The sequence below is a fragment of the Pontibacter aquaedesilientis genome (assembly GCF_014773225.1).
Lineage (GTDB): Bacteria > Bacteroidota > Bacteroidia > Cytophagales > Hymenobacteraceae > Pontibacter > Pontibacter aquaedesilientis.
Genome location: NZ_JACXAJ010000003.1, coordinates 57,982 through 75,382, shown reverse-complemented (window position 1 = coordinate 75,382; position 17,401 = coordinate 57,982). Strand labels below are relative to the sequence as shown.

The 17,401-nt window shown below is 48.1% G+C and carries 14 protein-coding genes; 11 read left to right on the top strand and 3 right to left on the bottom strand.

From position 1 onward, the window contains the following. The first annotated feature begins 2 nt into the window (after window positions 1-2). From H9Q13_RS08815 to porN, 7 genes are all read left to right on the top strand, one after another. Window positions 3-1,169, top strand: a complete 1,167-nt coding sequence (locus H9Q13_RS08815) for a DUF4271 domain-containing protein (protein ID WP_317173887.1) — start codon at window positions 3-5, stop codon at window positions 1,167-1,169. A gap of 63 nt (window positions 1,170-1,232) precedes the next feature. Beyond that, window positions 1,233-2,036 (top strand): uroporphyrinogen-III synthase, encoded by an 804-nt coding sequence (locus tag H9Q13_RS08810; protein WP_191183431.1) that lies wholly within the window; start codon window positions 1,233-1,235, stop codon window positions 2,034-2,036. Between the two features lie 159 nt (window positions 2,037-2,195). Next, window positions 2,196-3,155, top strand: a complete 960-nt coding sequence (locus tag H9Q13_RS08805) for a PorP/SprF family type IX secretion system membrane protein (RefSeq protein WP_191183430.1) — start codon at window positions 2,196-2,198, stop codon at window positions 3,153-3,155. 240 nt (window positions 3,156-3,395) lie between these two features. Beyond that, on the top strand, window positions 3,396-4,415 hold the full coding sequence (gene porK / locus H9Q13_RS08800; protein WP_191183429.1) for a T9SS ring complex lipoprotein PorK/GldK: 1,020 nt from the start codon (window positions 3,396-3,398) through the stop codon (window positions 4,413-4,415). 73 nt (window positions 4,416-4,488) lie between these two features. Next, window positions 4,489-5,286, top strand: a complete 798-nt coding sequence (porL, locus tag H9Q13_RS08795; protein WP_191183428.1) for a type IX secretion system motor protein PorL/GldL — start codon at window positions 4,489-4,491, stop codon at window positions 5,284-5,286. 52 nt (window positions 5,287-5,338) lie between these two features. Then, on the top strand, window positions 5,339-6,934 hold the full coding sequence (gene porM, locus H9Q13_RS08790) for a type IX secretion system motor protein PorM/GldM (protein ID WP_191183427.1): 1,596 nt from the start codon (window positions 5,339-5,341) through the stop codon (window positions 6,932-6,934). A 25-nt stretch (window positions 6,935-6,959) separates the two neighbouring features. Further along, window positions 6,960-7,817, top strand: a complete 858-nt coding sequence (gene porN, locus H9Q13_RS08785) for a type IX secretion system ring subunit PorN/GldN (RefSeq protein WP_191183426.1) — start codon at window positions 6,960-6,962, stop codon at window positions 7,815-7,817. Window positions 7,818-8,016: 199 nt separating this feature from the next. Here porN and uvrC read toward each other — a convergent pair whose 3' ends face one another. The 3 genes from uvrC to porW are packed head-to-tail and all read right to left on the bottom strand — an operon-like array spanning window position 8,017 to window position 15,007. Next, window positions 8,017-9,834: an excinuclease ABC subunit UvrC gene (uvrC, locus tag H9Q13_RS08780; protein ID WP_191183425.1), complete on the bottom strand. Its 1,818-nt coding sequence runs from the start codon at window positions 9,832-9,834 to the stop codon at window positions 8,017-8,019. Window positions 9,835-9,846: 12 nt separating this feature from the next. Then, window positions 9,847-12,153 carry a penicillin-binding protein 1A gene (locus H9Q13_RS08775; RefSeq protein WP_191183424.1) on the bottom strand — a complete coding sequence of 769 codons (2,307 nt, stop codon included), beginning with the start codon at window positions 12,151-12,153 and terminating at the stop codon, window positions 9,847-9,849. 1 nt (window position 12,154) lies between these two features. Further along, entirely contained in the window at window positions 12,155-15,007 is a 2,853-nt protein-coding gene (gene porW, locus H9Q13_RS08770; RefSeq protein WP_191183423.1) for a type IX secretion system periplasmic lipoprotein PorW/SprE, read from the bottom strand. Window positions 15,008-15,350: 343 nt separating this feature from the next. Here porW and H9Q13_RS08765 point away from each other — a divergent pair, with 343 nt between their 5' ends. Genes H9Q13_RS08765 through atpE form a run of 4 tightly spaced genes read left to right on the top strand, consistent with a single transcriptional unit; the run spans window position 15,351 to window position 17,354 of the window. Next, complete coding sequence (locus H9Q13_RS08765; RefSeq protein WP_191183422.1) at window positions 15,351-15,584, top strand: AtpZ/AtpI family protein; 234 nt, start codon at window positions 15,351-15,353, stop codon at window positions 15,582-15,584. Between the two features lie 3 nt (window positions 15,585-15,587). Beyond that, window positions 15,588-15,977 (top strand): hypothetical protein, encoded by a 390-nt coding sequence (locus tag H9Q13_RS08760; protein WP_191183421.1) that lies wholly within the window; start codon window positions 15,588-15,590, stop codon window positions 15,975-15,977. A 38-nt stretch (window positions 15,978-16,015) separates the two neighbouring features. Beyond that, window positions 16,016-17,053 carry a F0F1 ATP synthase subunit A gene (gene atpB / locus H9Q13_RS08755; RefSeq protein WP_191183420.1) on the top strand — a complete coding sequence of 346 codons (1,038 nt, stop codon included), beginning with the start codon at window positions 16,016-16,018 and terminating at the stop codon, window positions 17,051-17,053. Window positions 17,054-17,090: 37 nt separating this feature from the next. After that, window positions 17,091-17,354 carry an ATP synthase F0 subunit C gene (gene atpE, locus H9Q13_RS08750; RefSeq protein ID WP_007653345.1) on the top strand — a complete coding sequence of 88 codons (264 nt, stop codon included), beginning with the start codon at window positions 17,091-17,093 and terminating at the stop codon, window positions 17,352-17,354. Window positions 17,355-17,401 lie beyond the last annotated feature (47 nt).

Here is a 17,401-nt window from a genome sequence, read left to right as displayed (position 1 = left end):
ACGTGTTTTCAGTACATCGCACAAGGTATAGTTTAGGGCTGTTTTTGCTGCTATTGGTGTTGGCTCTGCCACTGCAGGCGCAGGTGCTGCCTCTCGAGCAGAAAAACACTATCAGCGCTGACTGGCAGGTATACGATGCCGGTTCCGGTGATCTCACGCCTTATGTGGCCAGTATGCACACAGGCTATGCCGCCGTGCATCAGTGGGTTTCCGTTGCCCCGACACAGCCATTTTTGATCGATTTCACGGCCAAAAAGGAACTGTGTCTGTTTCTGAATAACCAGTTGATCTTTGTGGCAGACTCTGCGTCTGCGTATACCCTGGACTTGGCAACCTATAGCCGGCAAATTAAACCAGTGAATGGCCGTTACCTGCTCTCTGTCTGGCATCCGTCCGAGCAGCCCAATGTGCTCACCTTTCGGAACCGGGTGCGGGTGGTTGGCACCTCGGAGCAGGAGAAGGCAGGCAGTTTTTCGATCAGGCTGCGGGAGTACGTAAACCAGAACGCCTTTATAGTCTTCATGCTTCTGATCGGGCTGATTTATGGGGCGCTTAAAACCAATTTTCCGTCAGATTTTCAGGGTGTGTTTGGTATGAGGTCGTTTCTGCAGACCAAGTCGCCCGAGGAAAGCGTCCTGACCAAGCCGCTTAGCACTTGGTCCAGTGTGCTGTTCATTCTGGCCTTTTCGCTGTCGCTTGCGTTGCTCATCGCCGCTATCCATACCAACGTGCAGCATGTGCGCCTCTTTAACCGCCTCTTCCCGGTCTCAGAGGCCGACATTACGACCAAAATACTATTCTACACTTTTCTGATATTTGCGGTTATCCTGCTAAAGTACCTTTTCCTGAAAGTGATGGGCTTTATCTTTGGCCTGGAGCAGATTGTGAAGTTGCAATTCGGTGAATTTCTGCGTTCTCTGTTGTTTTTGGGCTTGTTTCTGCCTGTGGTGATGTTGCTATACCTGGCGCTGAACAACCTGGTGCCCGATACGATACTCACCGTCTCCAGCCTGGCGGTGTTCTTAGTGCTGGTAATCACCATCATTAGGGTCTTTGCCACAGTAAATAAGAAGACATCTGTGATAAATTTGCATTTATTTTCTTACCTTTGCGCCACAGAAGTGATTCCGCTGGCGATTATGCTGAAATTTATCGTGTTCAACTTTTAAAAACACAAATCGGCATACCTGGCGGGCAAGGCAGGTTACATAAAAATAACAGACCACCATTATATGGCTGAAAGTAAAGAAAAGGCTTGGGCAAACCCTGAAAGGCATAGCATTCCGATCAAAAGTATTCTTGTAACACAACCACAGCCAACTACTGATAACTCCCCTTATCTGTCAATAGCGGAGAAGTATGGTATCAAAGTTGATTTCAGGGCGTTTATCGAAGTGGAGCCGGTGTCGTACAAAGAGTTCCGCAAAGACAAAGTGGATATCCTCTCGCACACAGCCGTGATCTTTACCAGCCGCAATGCGGTAGATCATTTCTTCAGAATCTGCCAGGAAAGCAAAATTGAGATGCCCGCTGACATGAAGTACTTCTGTATTTCGGACCAGACGGCCTATTACCTCCAGAAATACATCACCCTGCGCAAGCGCAAGTTGTTTGTGGGCGAGAAAACAGCGAAGGATCTTTTTGAGGTGATCAAGAAGCACAAGAACGAGAAGTTCCTGTACCCTTGCTCCAACATCCGCAAAGACGACATTCCGGGTTTCCTGGCTTCGAACAAGATCAAGCACACAGAGGCTGTTATATACAAGACTGTTGCAGCCGACCTGTCTGACCTGGATGACGTAACCTATGACTGCATAGCGTTCTTCAGCCCCTCGGGCATCAGCTCGCTTTTCATCAACTTCCCGGAGTTCAAGCAAAAAAATACCCGGATAGCGGCTTTTGGACCAACTACGGCCAAGGCAGTGCGCGACGCAGACCTGGAGTTGGACATCGAGGCCCCAATGCCAAACGCGCCATCCATGACGGGAGCCATAGAGGTATACATCCAGAACCAGAAGCTGGCCCAGAAAAAATAAGCGATCGCTTAAAATAAGCTTTGGTTGGAAAACACTGAAACGCAAAGGCAAGTAGAATCAACCATCTGCTTGCTTTTGCGTTTTAGTGTTTAATATATATATTTGGTTCAACTCTGACTATAAACGGTCTTTTGCTTTCTTGCCTAGTCGCAACAGCCTATGAAAAAGATTATACCTGCCATCTTGTTGCTGTTTGTTTGTCATCTGACCTCCTGGGCACAGCAGCAGCCTCAGTTTACCCATTATGGGTTTAATGGCATGTATATAAGCCCTGCTTACGCAGGTATAACCAACCGGCCTGAGGTGCTTTCTATATATAGGTATCAATGGCTAAACTATGAGGCTAGCTTTGACGATGGAGGTTCTCCCAAAACGCTTCTACTGAGTGCCCACACGCCGGTAAGATTCTTGAAGGGAGGACTGGGGATCAATTTGGTGCAGGACCAGATTGCCAACACGCGCATACAGCAGGCCGCCATAAATTACTCCTTTCACCTCAACCTGGGAGAGGGCAAACTAGGGATCGGCCTGCAGGGAAACATTAACAATATTCGCAAGGGCAGCTACCGGGCCATAGACGAGGGCGACCCCAGTGTGCCTTTCAATAACTCCGATACGAAGTACGACCTTGGGGCAGGTCTTTGGTACGAGTCAGAACTGTTCTATGCAGGCGGCGGCATCACCAACTTACTCCGGTCTTCCTATGAATTTATTGATGTAGATAACACAGGAAGTGGCCGTGTGATAGGCGAAAACCATATGTATGCTACAGCAGGGTACAATCTGGCTGTTACAAACCAACTGGTGGCAACACCTACAGTCCTTCTAAAGCATGACACCGAAACATTTTCATTCGATGCGGGCGCCCGTGTGACATTTGATGAAAAATATTGGGGCGGTGTGAATTATCGGCATCAGGAAGCTGTTAGTGCGCTAGTAGGTATAGCGTTGTTACAGGAAAATGCGTTGCGGATAGGATATGCGTTTGATTTCACCACATTCAACAGGGATGCGAAAGCTCCCACCTCCCATGAGGTAATGGTTTCCTATAGATTGCCGGAGCCTATTGTAAGGTTCCGCCCTCCCGTGCGAACACCTCGCTACAACTTCACTAAATAATTTTTATTGCTTTTGTATTTATCAGGGAAAAGCTGTATTCTTGAAAAAATACATTTGAAATTTAAGGCTTCTGTGGTATAATATTCTTTGTATTGTACCGTTGGAAAATTATAAATAGTTGTCTTATTTAATTGTTTTTGTTTTATTTCTAAATCTCAATATATTTGCTACACCAGTAAAAGTGTGCATTAAACTGTGTAGTAAACATTGCTTAAAAATTTACTTTTTTCCAACGTCATCATGAACAAACTATTAAAGCTGTCTTCCTTCGCTTTGGCGGTGGTACTGCTTGCGAGCTGTGGATTGAGGAGAGGGCCGCAAGGTGATCTTGTCGGCGCAGAAGACCGTCCAGATTACAATCCACAAGCTGTGCCTTACGGTATGGTAGCCTGCCCGGGCGGTACCTTCCACATGGGCCAGGCCGACCAGGATATTGCAGCCACTATGGCTAACCTGAACAAGCAGGTGACAATAGGCGGCTTCTATATGGACGAAACCGAGATTACGAACAACGAGTATCGTCAGTTCATTGAGGTGATGGTGAATGACTCCATCGACGTACTTGGTGAAGACTTTGTAATGACGCAGTTATACCCTGATACGACGGTATGGGTGCGCGACTTTACTTATCACATGGGCGATCCGCTGATGGAATATTATTTCTCTCATCCGGCGTTTGACGAGTACCCGGTAGTTGGTGTTAACTGGTTTGCGGCCAAGTATTTCTCTGATTGGAGAACGAAACACAAAAATCAGGCGAATGCGGATAACGGAATGGCCCCAATGCCTAAGTTCCGCCTGCCTTCTGAGGCGGAATGGGAATATGCAGCAAGAGGTGGCCGCGACATGGCGGTATACCCTTGGGGTGGCCCATACCTGCGCAACGCCAAAGGCTGTTTACTGGCTAACTTCAAGCCGGGCCGTGGCGACTACTACAGCGATGGCTTTACTTACACCGCACCGGTAGCCCAGTTTTTCCCGAACGACTTTGGCCTGTATGATATGGCTGGTAACGTGGCAGAATGGACTGAGGATGCCTACGCTGATGCTACCGTTCCGATCACATGGGACTTGAACCCGGTTTATTATGATGACAATGAGCCTCGTAAAGTAGTAAGAGGTGGCTCTTGGAAAGATATTGCATATTTCCTTGAAACAGGCACCCGTAACTTTGAATATCAGGACTCGGCCAGATCATATATTGGCTTCCGTAATGCCATGATTTACCTGGGAAGATCTTCAGGAAGAGAGTTCAGATAGTCAGTAGAAGTCGCTTACAAATTAACATTCACAAATAATACCCAATCGTTCACATTTAATTTTTGAAAACAAAATGAGCAAAGCTAGAGGTCGCAGTTTCTTGTACGACGTGTTGATGCCCAAAGTGTATGGTCTTGGTGCCGCCGTCGTTATTATTGGAGCGTTGTTTAAAATTCAGCACTGGGATGGAGCGGACTTGATGCTCATCATAGGCTTGGGTACAGAAGCTCTTATTTTCGCGTTGAGTGCATTCCAGCCGCAACCACATGATCCGGATTGGGCAAGAGTATACCCACAGTTGGCCGATGATTATGCTGGTGAAGCACTTATACCTGCTACAGCAACTGGCGGTGCGTCAGTTACCAAGAAGCTTGATGATATGCTGCGTGACGCGGACATCACGCCGGAGACCATTAACACTCTAGGCCTTGGCCTGAACAGACTGAGCGAGACTACTGCTCAGATGGCTGACTTGAGCCAGGCTACAGCCGCAACAAATGACTACAGCGTACGAGTAAGAGCAGCCGGCGATCAGCTGGAGCGTATCACGCAGGCTTACTCTACAACAGCGGATGCACTTGCCCAAATGGCCGGTTCTACTGTGGATGCACAGCAGTACCACCAGCAGGTACAGAGCATGACAAGAAACTTAGGTGCTTTGAATGCTGTTTATGAAATGGAGCTTCAGGATGCCAACAATCACCTGAAAGCGATGAACAAGTTCTACGGTAACCTAAGCATGGCCATGGAAAACCTGACCGACGCCAGCAAAGACACAGAGCAGTTCAAGCAGGAAGTTTCTAAACTGACGCATAACCTACACTCACTGAATACAGTGTACGGTAACATGCTGACAGCGATGAAAGGTTAATTCCGACACATTTCCTAAATCAACAAGAAAACAACAGTAATCTAAGTATAAAATGGCTGGAGGAAAAGAGACACCACGGCAGAAGATGATCGGTATGATGTACTTGGTACTGACCGCGCTTCTCGCCCTACAAGTGAGCTCCGCTATTCTATTAAAGTTTCAGTTTCTCGACGAAAGTCTTAAAGAGGTAAACGATAAAACGATAGTAGATAACGCAGGAGTAGTATCCAACATCAAGTCCAAGGTCAGCGAAGGCGGTAACAGAGCAAAGGATAAAAATGTCCTGTCTGAAGCTGAAGCTGTGAGAAAGGAGACTTCAGAACTTGTAAACTATATCCGTGGCCTTCGCACTATGCTGGTTGAGAAATCAGGTGGTACAAACGAAGAAGGACACTATGCGAACCCAAGCGCAGAAGATATCGTGGCCATCAACATGATCGGTGCTGCCAACAAAAACAACGGCGCCGCTTATGAACTGAAGGAAAAACTGAACAACTATGCCAAGTTCATGCGCAAGTACAATGAGAACATGCCAGAGAGCTTAGCAAGAGATGGAAAAGATGATCCTATCGCAAGCAAAGACCGTGAGCAGCGTAACAAGGACTTTGCTCAGCTGAACTTCGAAGCTACGCCAGTAGTGGCAGCATTGGCAACGCTTTCTCAGAAAGAAGCTGAAGTACTGAAGTACGAAGCGGATGCCCTGCAGAACCTGGCTCAGAAAGTAGGTGCTGACATTATCAAGTTCGAGAAAATCTTCGCGATGGCACGTGCCGAGTCTAAAACGGTTGCAGCTGGCACGAAGTATAAGGCAGACATGTTTATTGCTGCTTCATCTGACGCCATCACGCCTAGAATGACATTCCAGGGTAAGCCAATCAATGTGGTAGACGGTAAAGGCCAGATCGAATTTACGGCAGCCGCCACCAACTACGACGCTGACGGTAATTCTAAGCAGACCTGGAAAGGTCAGGTGATCATCGACAAGAACGGTGAGCAGGAAGTATTGGATGTAACGGAAGAGTATATCGTGGCTAAGCCAGTAATCCAGGTACAGTCGGCTTCAGTTCAGGCACTTTATTTCCAGTGCGCGAACGAGTTGAACGTACAGGTGCCGGCATTAGGTGCAGTGTATGACCCAAGTTTCAGCGCTACTGGTGGTTCTGCCATTAAAGGCGCTAAAAAGGGTCAGGTAACGATCATTCCTAATTCTACTGAAGTTAAACTGAACGTAAGCAGCGGCGGTAATGCACTTGGCTCTGAAACATTTAAGGTTCGTCCTATCCCGAGACCATCTTTGGTAACGGTAGTGAACGGCAAGCCAGTAGATCAGAAGAGAGGTATACCTGCACAGTCTATCAGAGCGGTAGAAATCCAGGCAGTAGCTGACGAAGGCTTCAAGCAATTTTTGCCACAGGAAGCTCGTTATAGAGTAACCAAGTGGAGAGCTTTCCTGGTGAGAGGTTCGCAGCCAGTTGACCAGGCAGAGTTCAGCAGCCCAAGTGGTGACCTGAGCAGATTTGCCGCAAAAGCTGGCAAAGGCGATAGAGTAACAATAGAAGTATTGGAAGTAAAGCGTTTGAACTACCAGGGTAACCCGGTATCGGCTGCGGCCTCAGGCGATGGTATCTTCACAATACCTCTTAACTAACAAAGATTAGAAGCTTACAGAGAGTATGAAACTTATAAAAGCAGTAGGTGTAGCAGCGGGTATATTGTTCTCATTCGGAGCAGTGGCACAGCAAGTGTCTACCACGCAGTCTAGCAATCCATCAGCAAGACCTATTCCGGAGTCAGATGTTCTGTTTAAGAAGACAGTATGGCGTAAAATAGATTTGCGTGAAAAGCAAAACAGGCCAATGTTTTCTGAAAACAGAGAGATCACCAAGATCCTGATCAGCGCTGTGAAAAGCGGTGAGTTGGTGGCTTACAAGACTGACTCGGTAAATGTGCCATTGACTAAAGCAGAATTTTTGGAAAACATGACTGCCAAGGATATGGGCGGCGGTTTGACAGAAGAAGAACTTGCTGCTGGTTTCGGTGAGCAGAAGGAAGAGGACGATGCTTGGGGTGCAGCCCTGGGCAAAACCGCTACTAAAGAAGCTGGCCCTGTAAGCAACGAATATTTTGCAAAGCAGCTATACCTGTTGGAGTTGAAAGAAAATGTGGTGTTCGATAAAAAGCGTTCCCGCATGTACCACGACATCCAGACAATCAGTATTAAAGTTCCTTCTACACTGAACCCACTTGGGTTTGAGCAGACAGTAGGAAGCTTTAAGATGAGCGACCTGGTAAAGGTGTTCAGAAACAACCCAGAGGTAGCCATTTGGTACAATGCGCAGAACGACGCGCAGCACAAAAACCTGGCAGATGCTTTTGACCTTTGGTTATTCAGCTCTTACATCACCAAAATATCAAACCCTGGCGACAGAGCCCTTGGCGATATCTATGGTGGTGGTAAGAAAGGCCTGTTAGCGGCTCAGGATGCACTAGAAGCATTGATTGAGTATGAATACAGCCTTTGGAGCTACTAATATTCCAAATGTTACACACAAAAAAGGAGACTCGCGAGAGTCTCCTTTTTTTATGCATTGTGAAAATAACTTTACGGGAATGGCTAATTGGTTTGGATGGCGCTTATCCATTAAAACCACCCAGGAGATGCTATTTGCAGGTATAGGAAGATATTGAAATGATAGACTTTACAGAATCATTACGCATCGGGCTCTAAAACTATTCAGAAGAAGTGCTGGCATGTAAGTGCTCAAATAGAATGGTCGCCTTGCGTTGACCTACCTCTGCAGTAAGTTCAGCGAGTGTCAATTCTCTGAGTTTTTTCACAGACCTGAATTTCTTGAGCAAGGCATCTGCTGTGGTAGGGCCTATACCTTTTACGTCCGTCAGTTCAGTCTTCAGGGTGCCGGCGTCGCGCTTGGAACGGTGAAACGTAATGGCAAAACGGTGTGCCTCATTGCGTATTCGCTGAATCAGTTTCAATGACTCAGATTTCTTGTCAATGTAAAGCGGCAACGTGTCGCCTGGGTAAAAGATCTCCTCTAAGCGTTTGGCTATACCTACAATGGCGATCTTGCCCCACAAATCCAGGTCTTTCAGAGCCTGCACGGCGAAACTAAGCTGCCCCTTGCCCCCATCGATCACGATTAATTGTGGAAGAGGCTGGTTCTCATTGATCAATCTTCGGTAGCGGCGTGTAACGACTTCATACATGGATTCGAAGTCATTGGGGCCAATTACTGTCTTAATGTGGAAATGTCGGTAGTCTTTTTTGCTGGGTTTGCCATTTTTAAAACAAACCATAGAAGCCACTGGGTTATCTCCCTGAAAGTTAGAGTTATCGAAGCACTCGATCTGCCGTGGCAGTTCTGTCAGGCGGAGGTCTTTCTTCAGCGTTTCCAGAACCCTGATCTCCCGTTGCTCACCTAAGCTCTTGTTCTGCTCCTGACGACCTTCCCGCTCTTTGCGCAGGTATAGCGCATTCTTTAAAGAGAGATTGAGCAGCTTTTTTTTGTCACCAATCTGCGGCTGCGTTATGGTGATGTTATCGAGTGGTAAAGTAAGCTCTATATTGGTGATGATTTCGCGGGAAGTGCTCTCAAACTCATGACGCAACTGCACAATTACAGAGGCAAGCAGATCTTCGTCCGTCTCGTCCAGCTTTTTATGCAGCTCAAGCGACTGCGTTTGAATGATAGAGCCATTCATCACCTTCAGATAATTGACAAAAGCGCATTTCTCATTCGAGGTGATTGAGAAGACATCGATATTGGAAAGCGTATTGCTAACAACAGTTGATTTGGCTTGGTAATCATCCAGGATGTCGAGCTTTTGTTTGAATTGATGAGCTTGCTCAAATTGGTACTCCTCCGCAGCCGCAGCCATACGCTCCTTAAAATAGGTTTTGGCGATGGATAGGTTGCCCGACAGAATGTTTCTGATTTGAGCTATGTACTGATTGTACGTCGTCTCATCCACCAAATCTTCGCAAGGACCTTTGCAGTTGCCGATATGATACTCCAGGCATACCTTAAACTTGCCGGCTGCTATGTTGTCAGGGGAAAGATTATAGGTACAGGTACGTAAAGGGTATAGCGTCCTGATCAGGTCCAGAATAACATGCATGGCCGTGCCGCTCGGGTAAGGGCCGAAATAGCGTGACCCGTCATTCAGCTTATTGCGTGTACTGATGACACGGGGAAAGCGCTCATTTACAATGCAGATGTAAGGATAGGTCTTCCCGTCCTTCAACAGAATGTTGTACTTGGGTTGATACTGCTTGATCAGGTTATTCTCCAGCAGGAAAGCATCTGCCTCGGTGTCCACAATCGTGAACTCGATGTCCTGTATCTGCGAAATAAGTTTTAGTGTTTTCTTATTATGCTGGGCAGAGCGATTGAAATAAGAGCTAACCCGCTTCCTGATATCAATCGCTTTGCCTACATAGATAATGCCCTTATCATCAAAGAATTTATAGATGCCGGGCTTGTGTGGCAGGTGTGATATTTTCTCTCGCAGCTTTTCGTTTGCAGCCATTCTCCTTCTTCATTAGATAGCGTCCAAGTCAATTTTAGTAGGTAGCTGGTAGAACTCATCCCGCTGGGTTGAATCTATCTGCATGCCGTTGTTATACTTAGAACAATCTAATTCTACCGATAAAGGAGTAGAAGGTTTAGGGAATGGGTCTTTTGAAACCTCGAGCGTCTTGTCGGCATATACCTTCTGCATAAAACTTCCATAGATCGGCATGGCCAGTTTGTTACCCTGACCCAGCGCAATAGTACGAAAGTGAATCGAGCGGTCGTCGCCGCCAACCCAGGCGCCGGCAACCAGATCGGGTGTGATACCCATGAACCAGGCGTCGGAGTAGTTTTGTGTAGTACCCGTCTTGCCACCGATTTCGTTCTTCAGTCCGTTGCGATGACGTAAGCCATAGTAGGCCGTGCCGCCCGGTTCCGCAGCCGCTTTCAGCATGTGCACCATCATGTAAGCAGTTTCCTCACTCAACGATTCTACAGTCCTCGGAACAAATTCTGCGAGTACATTTCCATGCTTATCCTCGATGCGGGTAATGAAGTTAGGTTCTGTCCAGGTACCGTTGTTTACAAACGTACCGTAGGCTCCCACCATGTCATACAAGGTTACATCGTTCACACCCAGAGCAAGGGAAGGGTTCGCTTCCAGCGGGGTAGATATACCCATGCGCTTCGCTGTCTTTACAAGCGTTTCGGCTCCCAGCTTATTTACCAGGAAGGCAGAGATAGAGTTTACGGACTCAGCAAGTGCTTTGCGAAGCGTGAATTTCTCACCGGAGAACTTATTGTCCGCGTTGTTCGGGCACCACATCGTGCCATCAGACAATGGGATGCATACCTGTGTATCGATTACTTCGTAGCATGGGTAGTAGCCATTTTCGATAGCAGCTGTGTACAGGAACGGCTTGAAGGTTGATCCCGGCTGGCGGGCACCCTGCTTCACGTGGTCGTACTTAAAGTGCTTGTAGTTGATGCCGCCCACCCAGGCTTTGATATGGCCTGTTTGCGGTTCCATTGCCATAAAGCCGGTTTGCAGGAAGTGCTTGTAGTGCTTAAGCGAGTCCATCGGGCTCATCACTACCTCTTTTTCCCCATCCCAGGTGAAGATGGTCATCGGGATTTTCTTGTTCAGGTAATAATTGATAGAGTCCTGGTCGCCGTCGAAGCGGGCATGCAGCCTGCGGTAGCGATCGGTACGTTTGATGGCCGACTCCAGATAGTTCGGAATCTCCTTGCCCTGACGGTCGATCCATGGGTTGCGTCCTTTCCAGTGCGAGAAGAATTCTTTCTGGCGGTCCTTCATGTGTTCCTCTACCGCCTGCTCGGCATAACGCTGCATGCGCGAATCAATGGTTGTGTAGATCTTCAGACCATCGGCGTAAAGGTCGTAGCCATTTTCACGGCACCATTTCAGCAGAAACTTACTGGCTTCGGTACGGAAGTACGGGGCCAAGCCAATGTTCTGATTCTCAACGCGGTAATTCAGTTTAATGTCAGTGTCTTTCAGCTTTTCGTACTCTTCGGCAGGGAGGAAATCATATTTGACCATCTGTGATAAGACCACATTGCGACGGCGTTTAGAGTTCTCCGGGTTGAATTTAGGGCTATAGAAGTTCGGGTTTTTGAAAAGCCCTACCAGCACAGCAGATTCCTGTACCTCCAAGTCACTGGCATTCTTGCCAAAAAAGGTTTTTGCAGCTGACTGCACCCCAAAGGCATTGCTACCGAACTCAAATATATTAAGATACATCACTATGATTTCCCGTTTGGTGTAGGATTGCTCCAGTTTCACAGCCATGATCCACTCCTTCGTTTTGTGGATGAGCGTGCGGAAGCCGGGTTTATCATTCAGGTAGCCGGTGTTAAGTTCTTCGCCACGGGTCCGGAACAGATTCTTGGCCAGCTGTTGCGTGATCGTGCTACCTCCGCCTTTGGAACTGCCGATCATCAGTGAGCCAAACACACGCACCATCGCCTCAGGGTCTATGCCGGAGTGTTCTTCAAAACGGATATCCTCAGTGGCCATCAGGGCATGCACAAAGTTCTCGGGCAGGTCCTCATAATCGATTGGCGAGCGATTTTCGCGGAAGTACTTTCCGAGCATTTGGTTGTCGGCAGAGTACAGCTCAGAGGAGAGCGAGCTTTTGGGGTTCTCCAGTGTGCGCATGTTGGGCAGCTCCCCGAATAGATTCAGGAAGTTAATGCTTACCGCATAAATGTAGAGAATAAGAACGGCCAGGCCACTCAGGAAAAGCAGCCATAGGGTAGAGATAACTTTAAGGTATACCTTCTCTTGCTTCGGACGGGTAGTCGTAGTCATGTTAATTATTGGTTCTGAAATAATTCAGATAAGCTTCTAAATCTTTCTTCTGCAGCAATTTCTGGAAATTGGCAGAAGACACTACAAAGGTAGTGAATTCTACGCCTCTGATTTTACCAATCGGCGACTGAGGCGCTTTTTGTTTGATATTGTAACCTTGGGCAGTCTTCAAATCGGGGAAAGCCCTAACGACAAGCATGTCTTTGCCAGTTTCAAAGGGAGCACTCTCCATTTCCAGGGACTGGTTTTTGAAATAAGTGTTGTTATACTTTGCATACCTGGTAGCCACATCCTTGAAGGAAGCGTGCTCCTCCGGGTATATCAGCACAAAATAATAAGCCGTATCAGGGTTGCTGGTATAGGCCAAAGGATCTGGCGTCTCTTTCTTTTCAGTATCAATCGGCGTTACCACCTGCGAAGTGTCATTGCCAGCAGTTTCGGATGCTACATTGCTCAGACTTGAATCAGATGATTGCACGTTGGTCTCAGGCTGAGTAACCGACGTGTTAGGTATAGCCTGTTTGTTGGGCTGACTCCTCTCTCTTGCAGAAGCAAGAGCAATTCTTGTGCTAACTTTTTGTTCCGGTGTTCTGTCGTCCGTCTTCTGGGCAACAGGCGGAGCGGGGGCATCCTGACGTAGCTGCTGTTTGCTCTCCAGCTCGCTATACCTGGATAAAAGCTGCTCAACCCGTGGTATCAGAGGGCTAGACGGATACCTGGCCTTGAACTGAAGCAGTTGCTCACGCAGGGTCTGCGGCTTCTCGGATCGGGCCGTGATCATGGCACCCAGAAAAGCAGCCTTGTCAGGTATATCGTTCATCGGATACTGGCGGTTGAGCTCAGACAGGAGAGCGGTTGCCAGTGGGTAGTTGCCCTGCTCGTAATGGGTATAGGCAGAGTCGTACAGCGCGTGGGCCTTTATGTTATCGAGCGCGTTCTTGCTCAGGAAATTCGGGTCGTCCACCAGCATGGCGTAGGTGGTGTTCGGGTACTCCTGCTTTATCTTGCTGTAATAAACGTCCTTAAGCTCGTTGCCTGTGCGGCTGTAGATCAGGTATAGACTGTAATAGGTTTCGGCGGCATATTCAGAACGCGGGAAGCGCTTCAGGAACTGTTCATAGGTGGCAGTGGCACGCTCCTGGTCATTAAGCTTCTGGGCATAAATGTTGGCCAGTCTGAACATCGCGTCCTCCACCATTTTCTCGGACTGTTGTATCGCCAGGGTGGTGGCAGGTATATTTTGCAGGTAAGCATCGATCTGCGTCTGTAGCCTGGCTGCCAGGGCCTCCTCTGTCTCGATGGTGGCTTCGGCTGGTTGCTCCAATGCCACGGCCTCCTCCTGACCGGCTGTTTCGCCTCTGCTCAGCAATCGCCAGTTGTCCTGCAATGGTCTGTCGCCCCAGCGTCGCACGAATTCGGAGCGGGCTGTCGCCATGGCTGCTGGGTTATCAAAGTAGAAAACACCCGTATTACCACTGCTACCGATGGCGGTGGAGTTGTTGCGGTTTCCTAAGGTGCTATTATTCTGGCGATCAGGTGCGCGGCGGTTATTCTTTTTGTTCTCCTGTAAGCGGGCCTGCTCCTGTTGCCGGAGATCTTCCTCTTGCTGTACCAGGTTTTGGACGAAGGCCAGTCTTTCCGCTTCGCTCATCTGGGCCAGACGCTGCAGGCTGTCCTGGGTCTGAATGGTGTTGTATTGTTTGGCAAAGTCAGTGAGGATATTGCCTCGTTCCACAACAGCCTCATATTCCCTGGCCTGCTTGGGGTATACCTGGACAGCGCTGTCATAATAGGCTTGCGCCAGATCATATTTATTGAGATTCTCAAAGTAAATCTCACCGGCCAACAGGTAGGAGTATGCCTTCTGGTTCGGGAGCGAGCCTGACGTTTTGAGTGATTGACTCAGGTTTTCCAAAGCCTTGTCATAGTGCTGCTGGCGGCGCTCGAAAACAGCCATCTCATAAAATATCTTGTCGCGGTATTCGGTGTTTTTCTCGTCGCGTAGCATTTTCTGGTAATAGCCTGCGATCCGGTTCAGATCCTGCGCATCGGACAATTCTGACACCTGGCCCAGGTATAGCCTGCTGAAGAAGCCAAGGTCATAGGGAGGATTACGGCGCAGGATACGGCTGTAATGTTTGTAGGCCTCTTGGCGCTTCCCCTGTTCCTGGTATAAGCGGGCCAGCGAGAAGCGTACGCGGGACTGGTCGTCCTTCTTGTCAAAGTTGGGGATGGAAAGATCCAGGTTTTCGATCACAGCGGCTGTGTCCCCCTGTGCCAGGTGGTACTGCGCACGCGCCAGGTATAGTTCCCGTGCATTGTCCCGGTTGAGGCGTTCCTTGCGCAAAAATTCGGATACCTGCTGGGCATTGTCCATCTCACCCATCTTCATGAAAGTACGCATGAGCCAGACAAGTGCCTCGTGTTTCACGTGCCTGTCCTTTCCGTTGGCGTTCACATAGCGAAAGGTTTGGGCGGCCTCCGGGAAATTGAGTTCGTAGAAGCGCACTTTTCCGATCAGCAGATAACTGTCGTCGATCCACTTGCTGTTTTGGTGGTACTGTATCGGGAAGGATGCTTTTTTGATGACATCTTCGAGTTCTGCAGCGTTGGCCTTGTAGGTAGCAGAGTCGATGGGCGGGAAAATGGGCAGCGGCCGGTTGTAATCGTACACCGTCTGGTCCTGAATACCCTTCTCGATGGCATCTAGCTTTTCCTTGGCCAGGAAGTAGCCGTTGTAACGGGCCGTTGTGTTATGGTAGGCCTTGCTCAGCGGGTTATTGCGCTCAGCAGAACAAGCCACCAATAGCAGGCAGACGAAGGACAGGAGGATGTAGGTCGATTGTTTGCTCAAGGTATAAAAATGTGCAGCGTTTTTGGGCAACATAAAAAGGGCGCCTTGCCCTATATAACGCCACCGGTATACGCTTCAGTATCTGGTTTGGGGCAAGGAACAGGGCAGAGCCTTCTACAAAAATACAATAATATATGAACTATTGCAGAGCAGTTGCGCAAAGGCAGTTGTATATCTCCGAAGCCAGCTATTGAACTATGGAAAAGCGGAAATGGTTTCAGGCCCAGAACAGATACAAAGGCGTGGTTACTTGGTTCAGAATTGCATCTTAAATTGTAGGGGGATTGCGGGTATGCCCACAAAAAAGCGTAATTTTGCAAACTCTTGATAAACACCAGACACAATGCCACAACCAGACGATCAGAAACCTAGGCGGGAAGAGTCTTTCAAGTCTTACCTGAAATATTCGGGACTGGCATTCCAAATGATCGGGGCCATGGTGCTGGCCGCCTGGGCGGGCACAAAACTGGATGAGACGATGGGGAACGAAAATCCCTGGATGACCATTGTGCTGTTGGTATTGGCCGTGGTAGCCTCCCTGGTGTTAGTTATAATGTCCTTAAACAAAAAGCAGTAACAAGTGAATTTCTTCAGAAACCTCTTGATTTTTACGGGTGTGGTCAGCATTGGCGTTGGCCTGCTCTCCCATTATACCGGCACGGCGCTGGTGCATCCCCTTATCTGGTACATCCTATTATTTTTTGTAGTAGTCACAGCACTTGCCTATTATGTATCACGGCTGGGGGTGAGCTATGATCCGGATAACTTTCAGCTTTACTACTTTGGGTCGATGGGTTTTCGGATGATCCTGAGCATAGCGGTCATATTTATTTACGTGTTTATGTACTCCGAAAACGAGCTGCAGTTCGTTTTCAACTTCTTCGTGTTATATTTTCTATTTACCGGGTTTGAAATCTACAGCTTATTGGCTAACTTCGCACCGCATTTGAAAAAGCATAACGAAGTATAGCTTTATAAATTTTAAAGGTTGCTTCTAAATCTCTCTTAATGAAGAAGTTATTTATTTTACTGTTTTCCTTCCTGACGATCTCTGCCTATGCAGAGGCACCGGTTGAAGGCGGCGAGTTTAAGCCAGGCGACATGATCACGCATCACATCGCAGATGATTACATCTGGCATTTTGCTGATGGTGTTACACTCTATCTGCCAGTGATACTGGTTGATAACGGCCAGTTTAATGTTTTTTCATCCAGCAACTTCTATGACGAGAACCATGAGCTGGTGCCTTACGGTGGCTATGTAGTGTCGCACGGTCACATCTACCGCGCTGATGCGTCGGGCCAGCCATCTGCTGACCAGTCTTCTCTCCTCGATTTCTCTATTACCAAGAACGTGGCTTCACTTTTTGTTAGTGTGGCGTTGCTGTTCTTTGTATTCTTTACCATTGCCGGAGCCTACAAAAAGAACCCGGGCAAGGCTCCAAAGGGTATACAGTCATTCTTTGAGCCGATCATCATCTTTATTCGTGATGAGATTGCAAAGGCGAACATAGGGCCTAAGTATGAGCGCTACATGCCATACCTGCTCACGGTGTTCTTCTTTATCTGGTTCAACAACCTGCTCGGCTTGATGCCGGGTGGCGCTAACCTGACCGGAAACATTGCTGTGACGCTGGTGCTGGCGACGCTGACACTCCTTATTACTGTGTTTAGCGGTAACAAAAGCTACTGGGCGCACATTTTTGCGACGCCTGGCGTTCCAAAGTGGCTGGCTCCAATTATGATTCCGGTAGAGCTGATTGGTATTTTGACAAAGCCTTTCTCCCTGATGGTTCGTCTTTTCGCCAACATCACAGCGGGTCACATCATCATTCTTTCCCTGTTTAGCTTGATCTTCATTTTCCAGAGCGTTGCAGTTGGTCCTTTAAGTGTAGCGTTCGCTACCTTCATGAACTTCCTGGAGCTGTTTGTGGCCCTGTTGCAGGCTTATATCTTCACGCTGCTTTCAGCCATGTATTTTGGTGGCGCAGTGGAAGAGCACGATCACGTGGGCGACATGGGGCACGGAGACGGTGCGCATCATTAATCTGAATTCTTTTTTTTAACTATATATAACTATAATTATGTTAGCAATTTTGCTTCAAGCAGTAGCAGCTACAACCGATTTCGGTTTGGCTATCATGGGTGCCGGTATCGGTGCTGGTCTGGTTGCCCTTGGCGCTGGTTTGGGTATTGGTAGAATCGGTGGCTCTGCCATGGAATCTATCGCTCGTCAGCCAGAAGCTGGTGGTAAGATCCAGACTGCTATGATTATCGCGGCTGCCCTTATCGAAGGTGTTGCACTGTTCGGTGTGGTAGTTTGCTTGCTAATCTCTTTCAAAGGCTAATAACCTTTGTAATTGGTCTCTCGTCCGGACGCATGGTCCGGACGGAG

Coding starts and splice junctions, on each gene's coding strand:
- H9Q13_RS08810 (WP_191183431.1), top strand. CDS start 1,233: ATGGCTGAAAGTAAAGAAAAGGCTTGGGCAAACCCTGAAAGGCATAGC.
- H9Q13_RS08805 (WP_191183430.1), top strand. CDS start 2,196: ATGAAAAAGATTATACCTGCCATCTTGTTGCTGTTTGTTTGTCATCTG.
- porK (WP_191183429.1), top strand. CDS start 3,396: ATGAACAAACTATTAAAGCTGTCTTCCTTCGCTTTGGCGGTGGTACTG.
- porL (WP_191183428.1), top strand. CDS start 4,489: ATGAGCAAAGCTAGAGGTCGCAGTTTCTTGTACGACGTGTTGATGCCC.
- porM (WP_191183427.1), top strand. CDS start 5,339: ATGGCTGGAGGAAAAGAGACACCACGGCAGAAGATGATCGGTATGATG.
- porN (WP_191183426.1), top strand. CDS start 6,960: ATGAAACTTATAAAAGCAGTAGGTGTAGCAGCGGGTATATTGTTCTCA.
- uvrC (WP_191183425.1), bottom strand. CDS start 9,834: ATGGCTGCAAACGAAAAGCTGCGAGAGAAAATATCACACCTGCCACAC.
- H9Q13_RS08775 (WP_191183424.1), bottom strand. CDS start 12,153: ATGACTACGACTACCCGTCCGAAGCAAGAGAAGGTATACCTTAAAGTT.
- H9Q13_RS08765 (WP_191183422.1), top strand. CDS start 15,351: ATGCCACAACCAGACGATCAGAAACCTAGGCGGGAAGAGTCTTTCAAG.
- atpB (WP_191183420.1), top strand. CDS start 16,016: ATGAAGAAGTTATTTATTTTACTGTTTTCCTTCCTGACGATCTCTGCC.
- atpE (WP_007653345.1), top strand. CDS start 17,091: ATGTTAGCAATTTTGCTTCAAGCAGTAGCAGCTACAACCGATTTCGGT.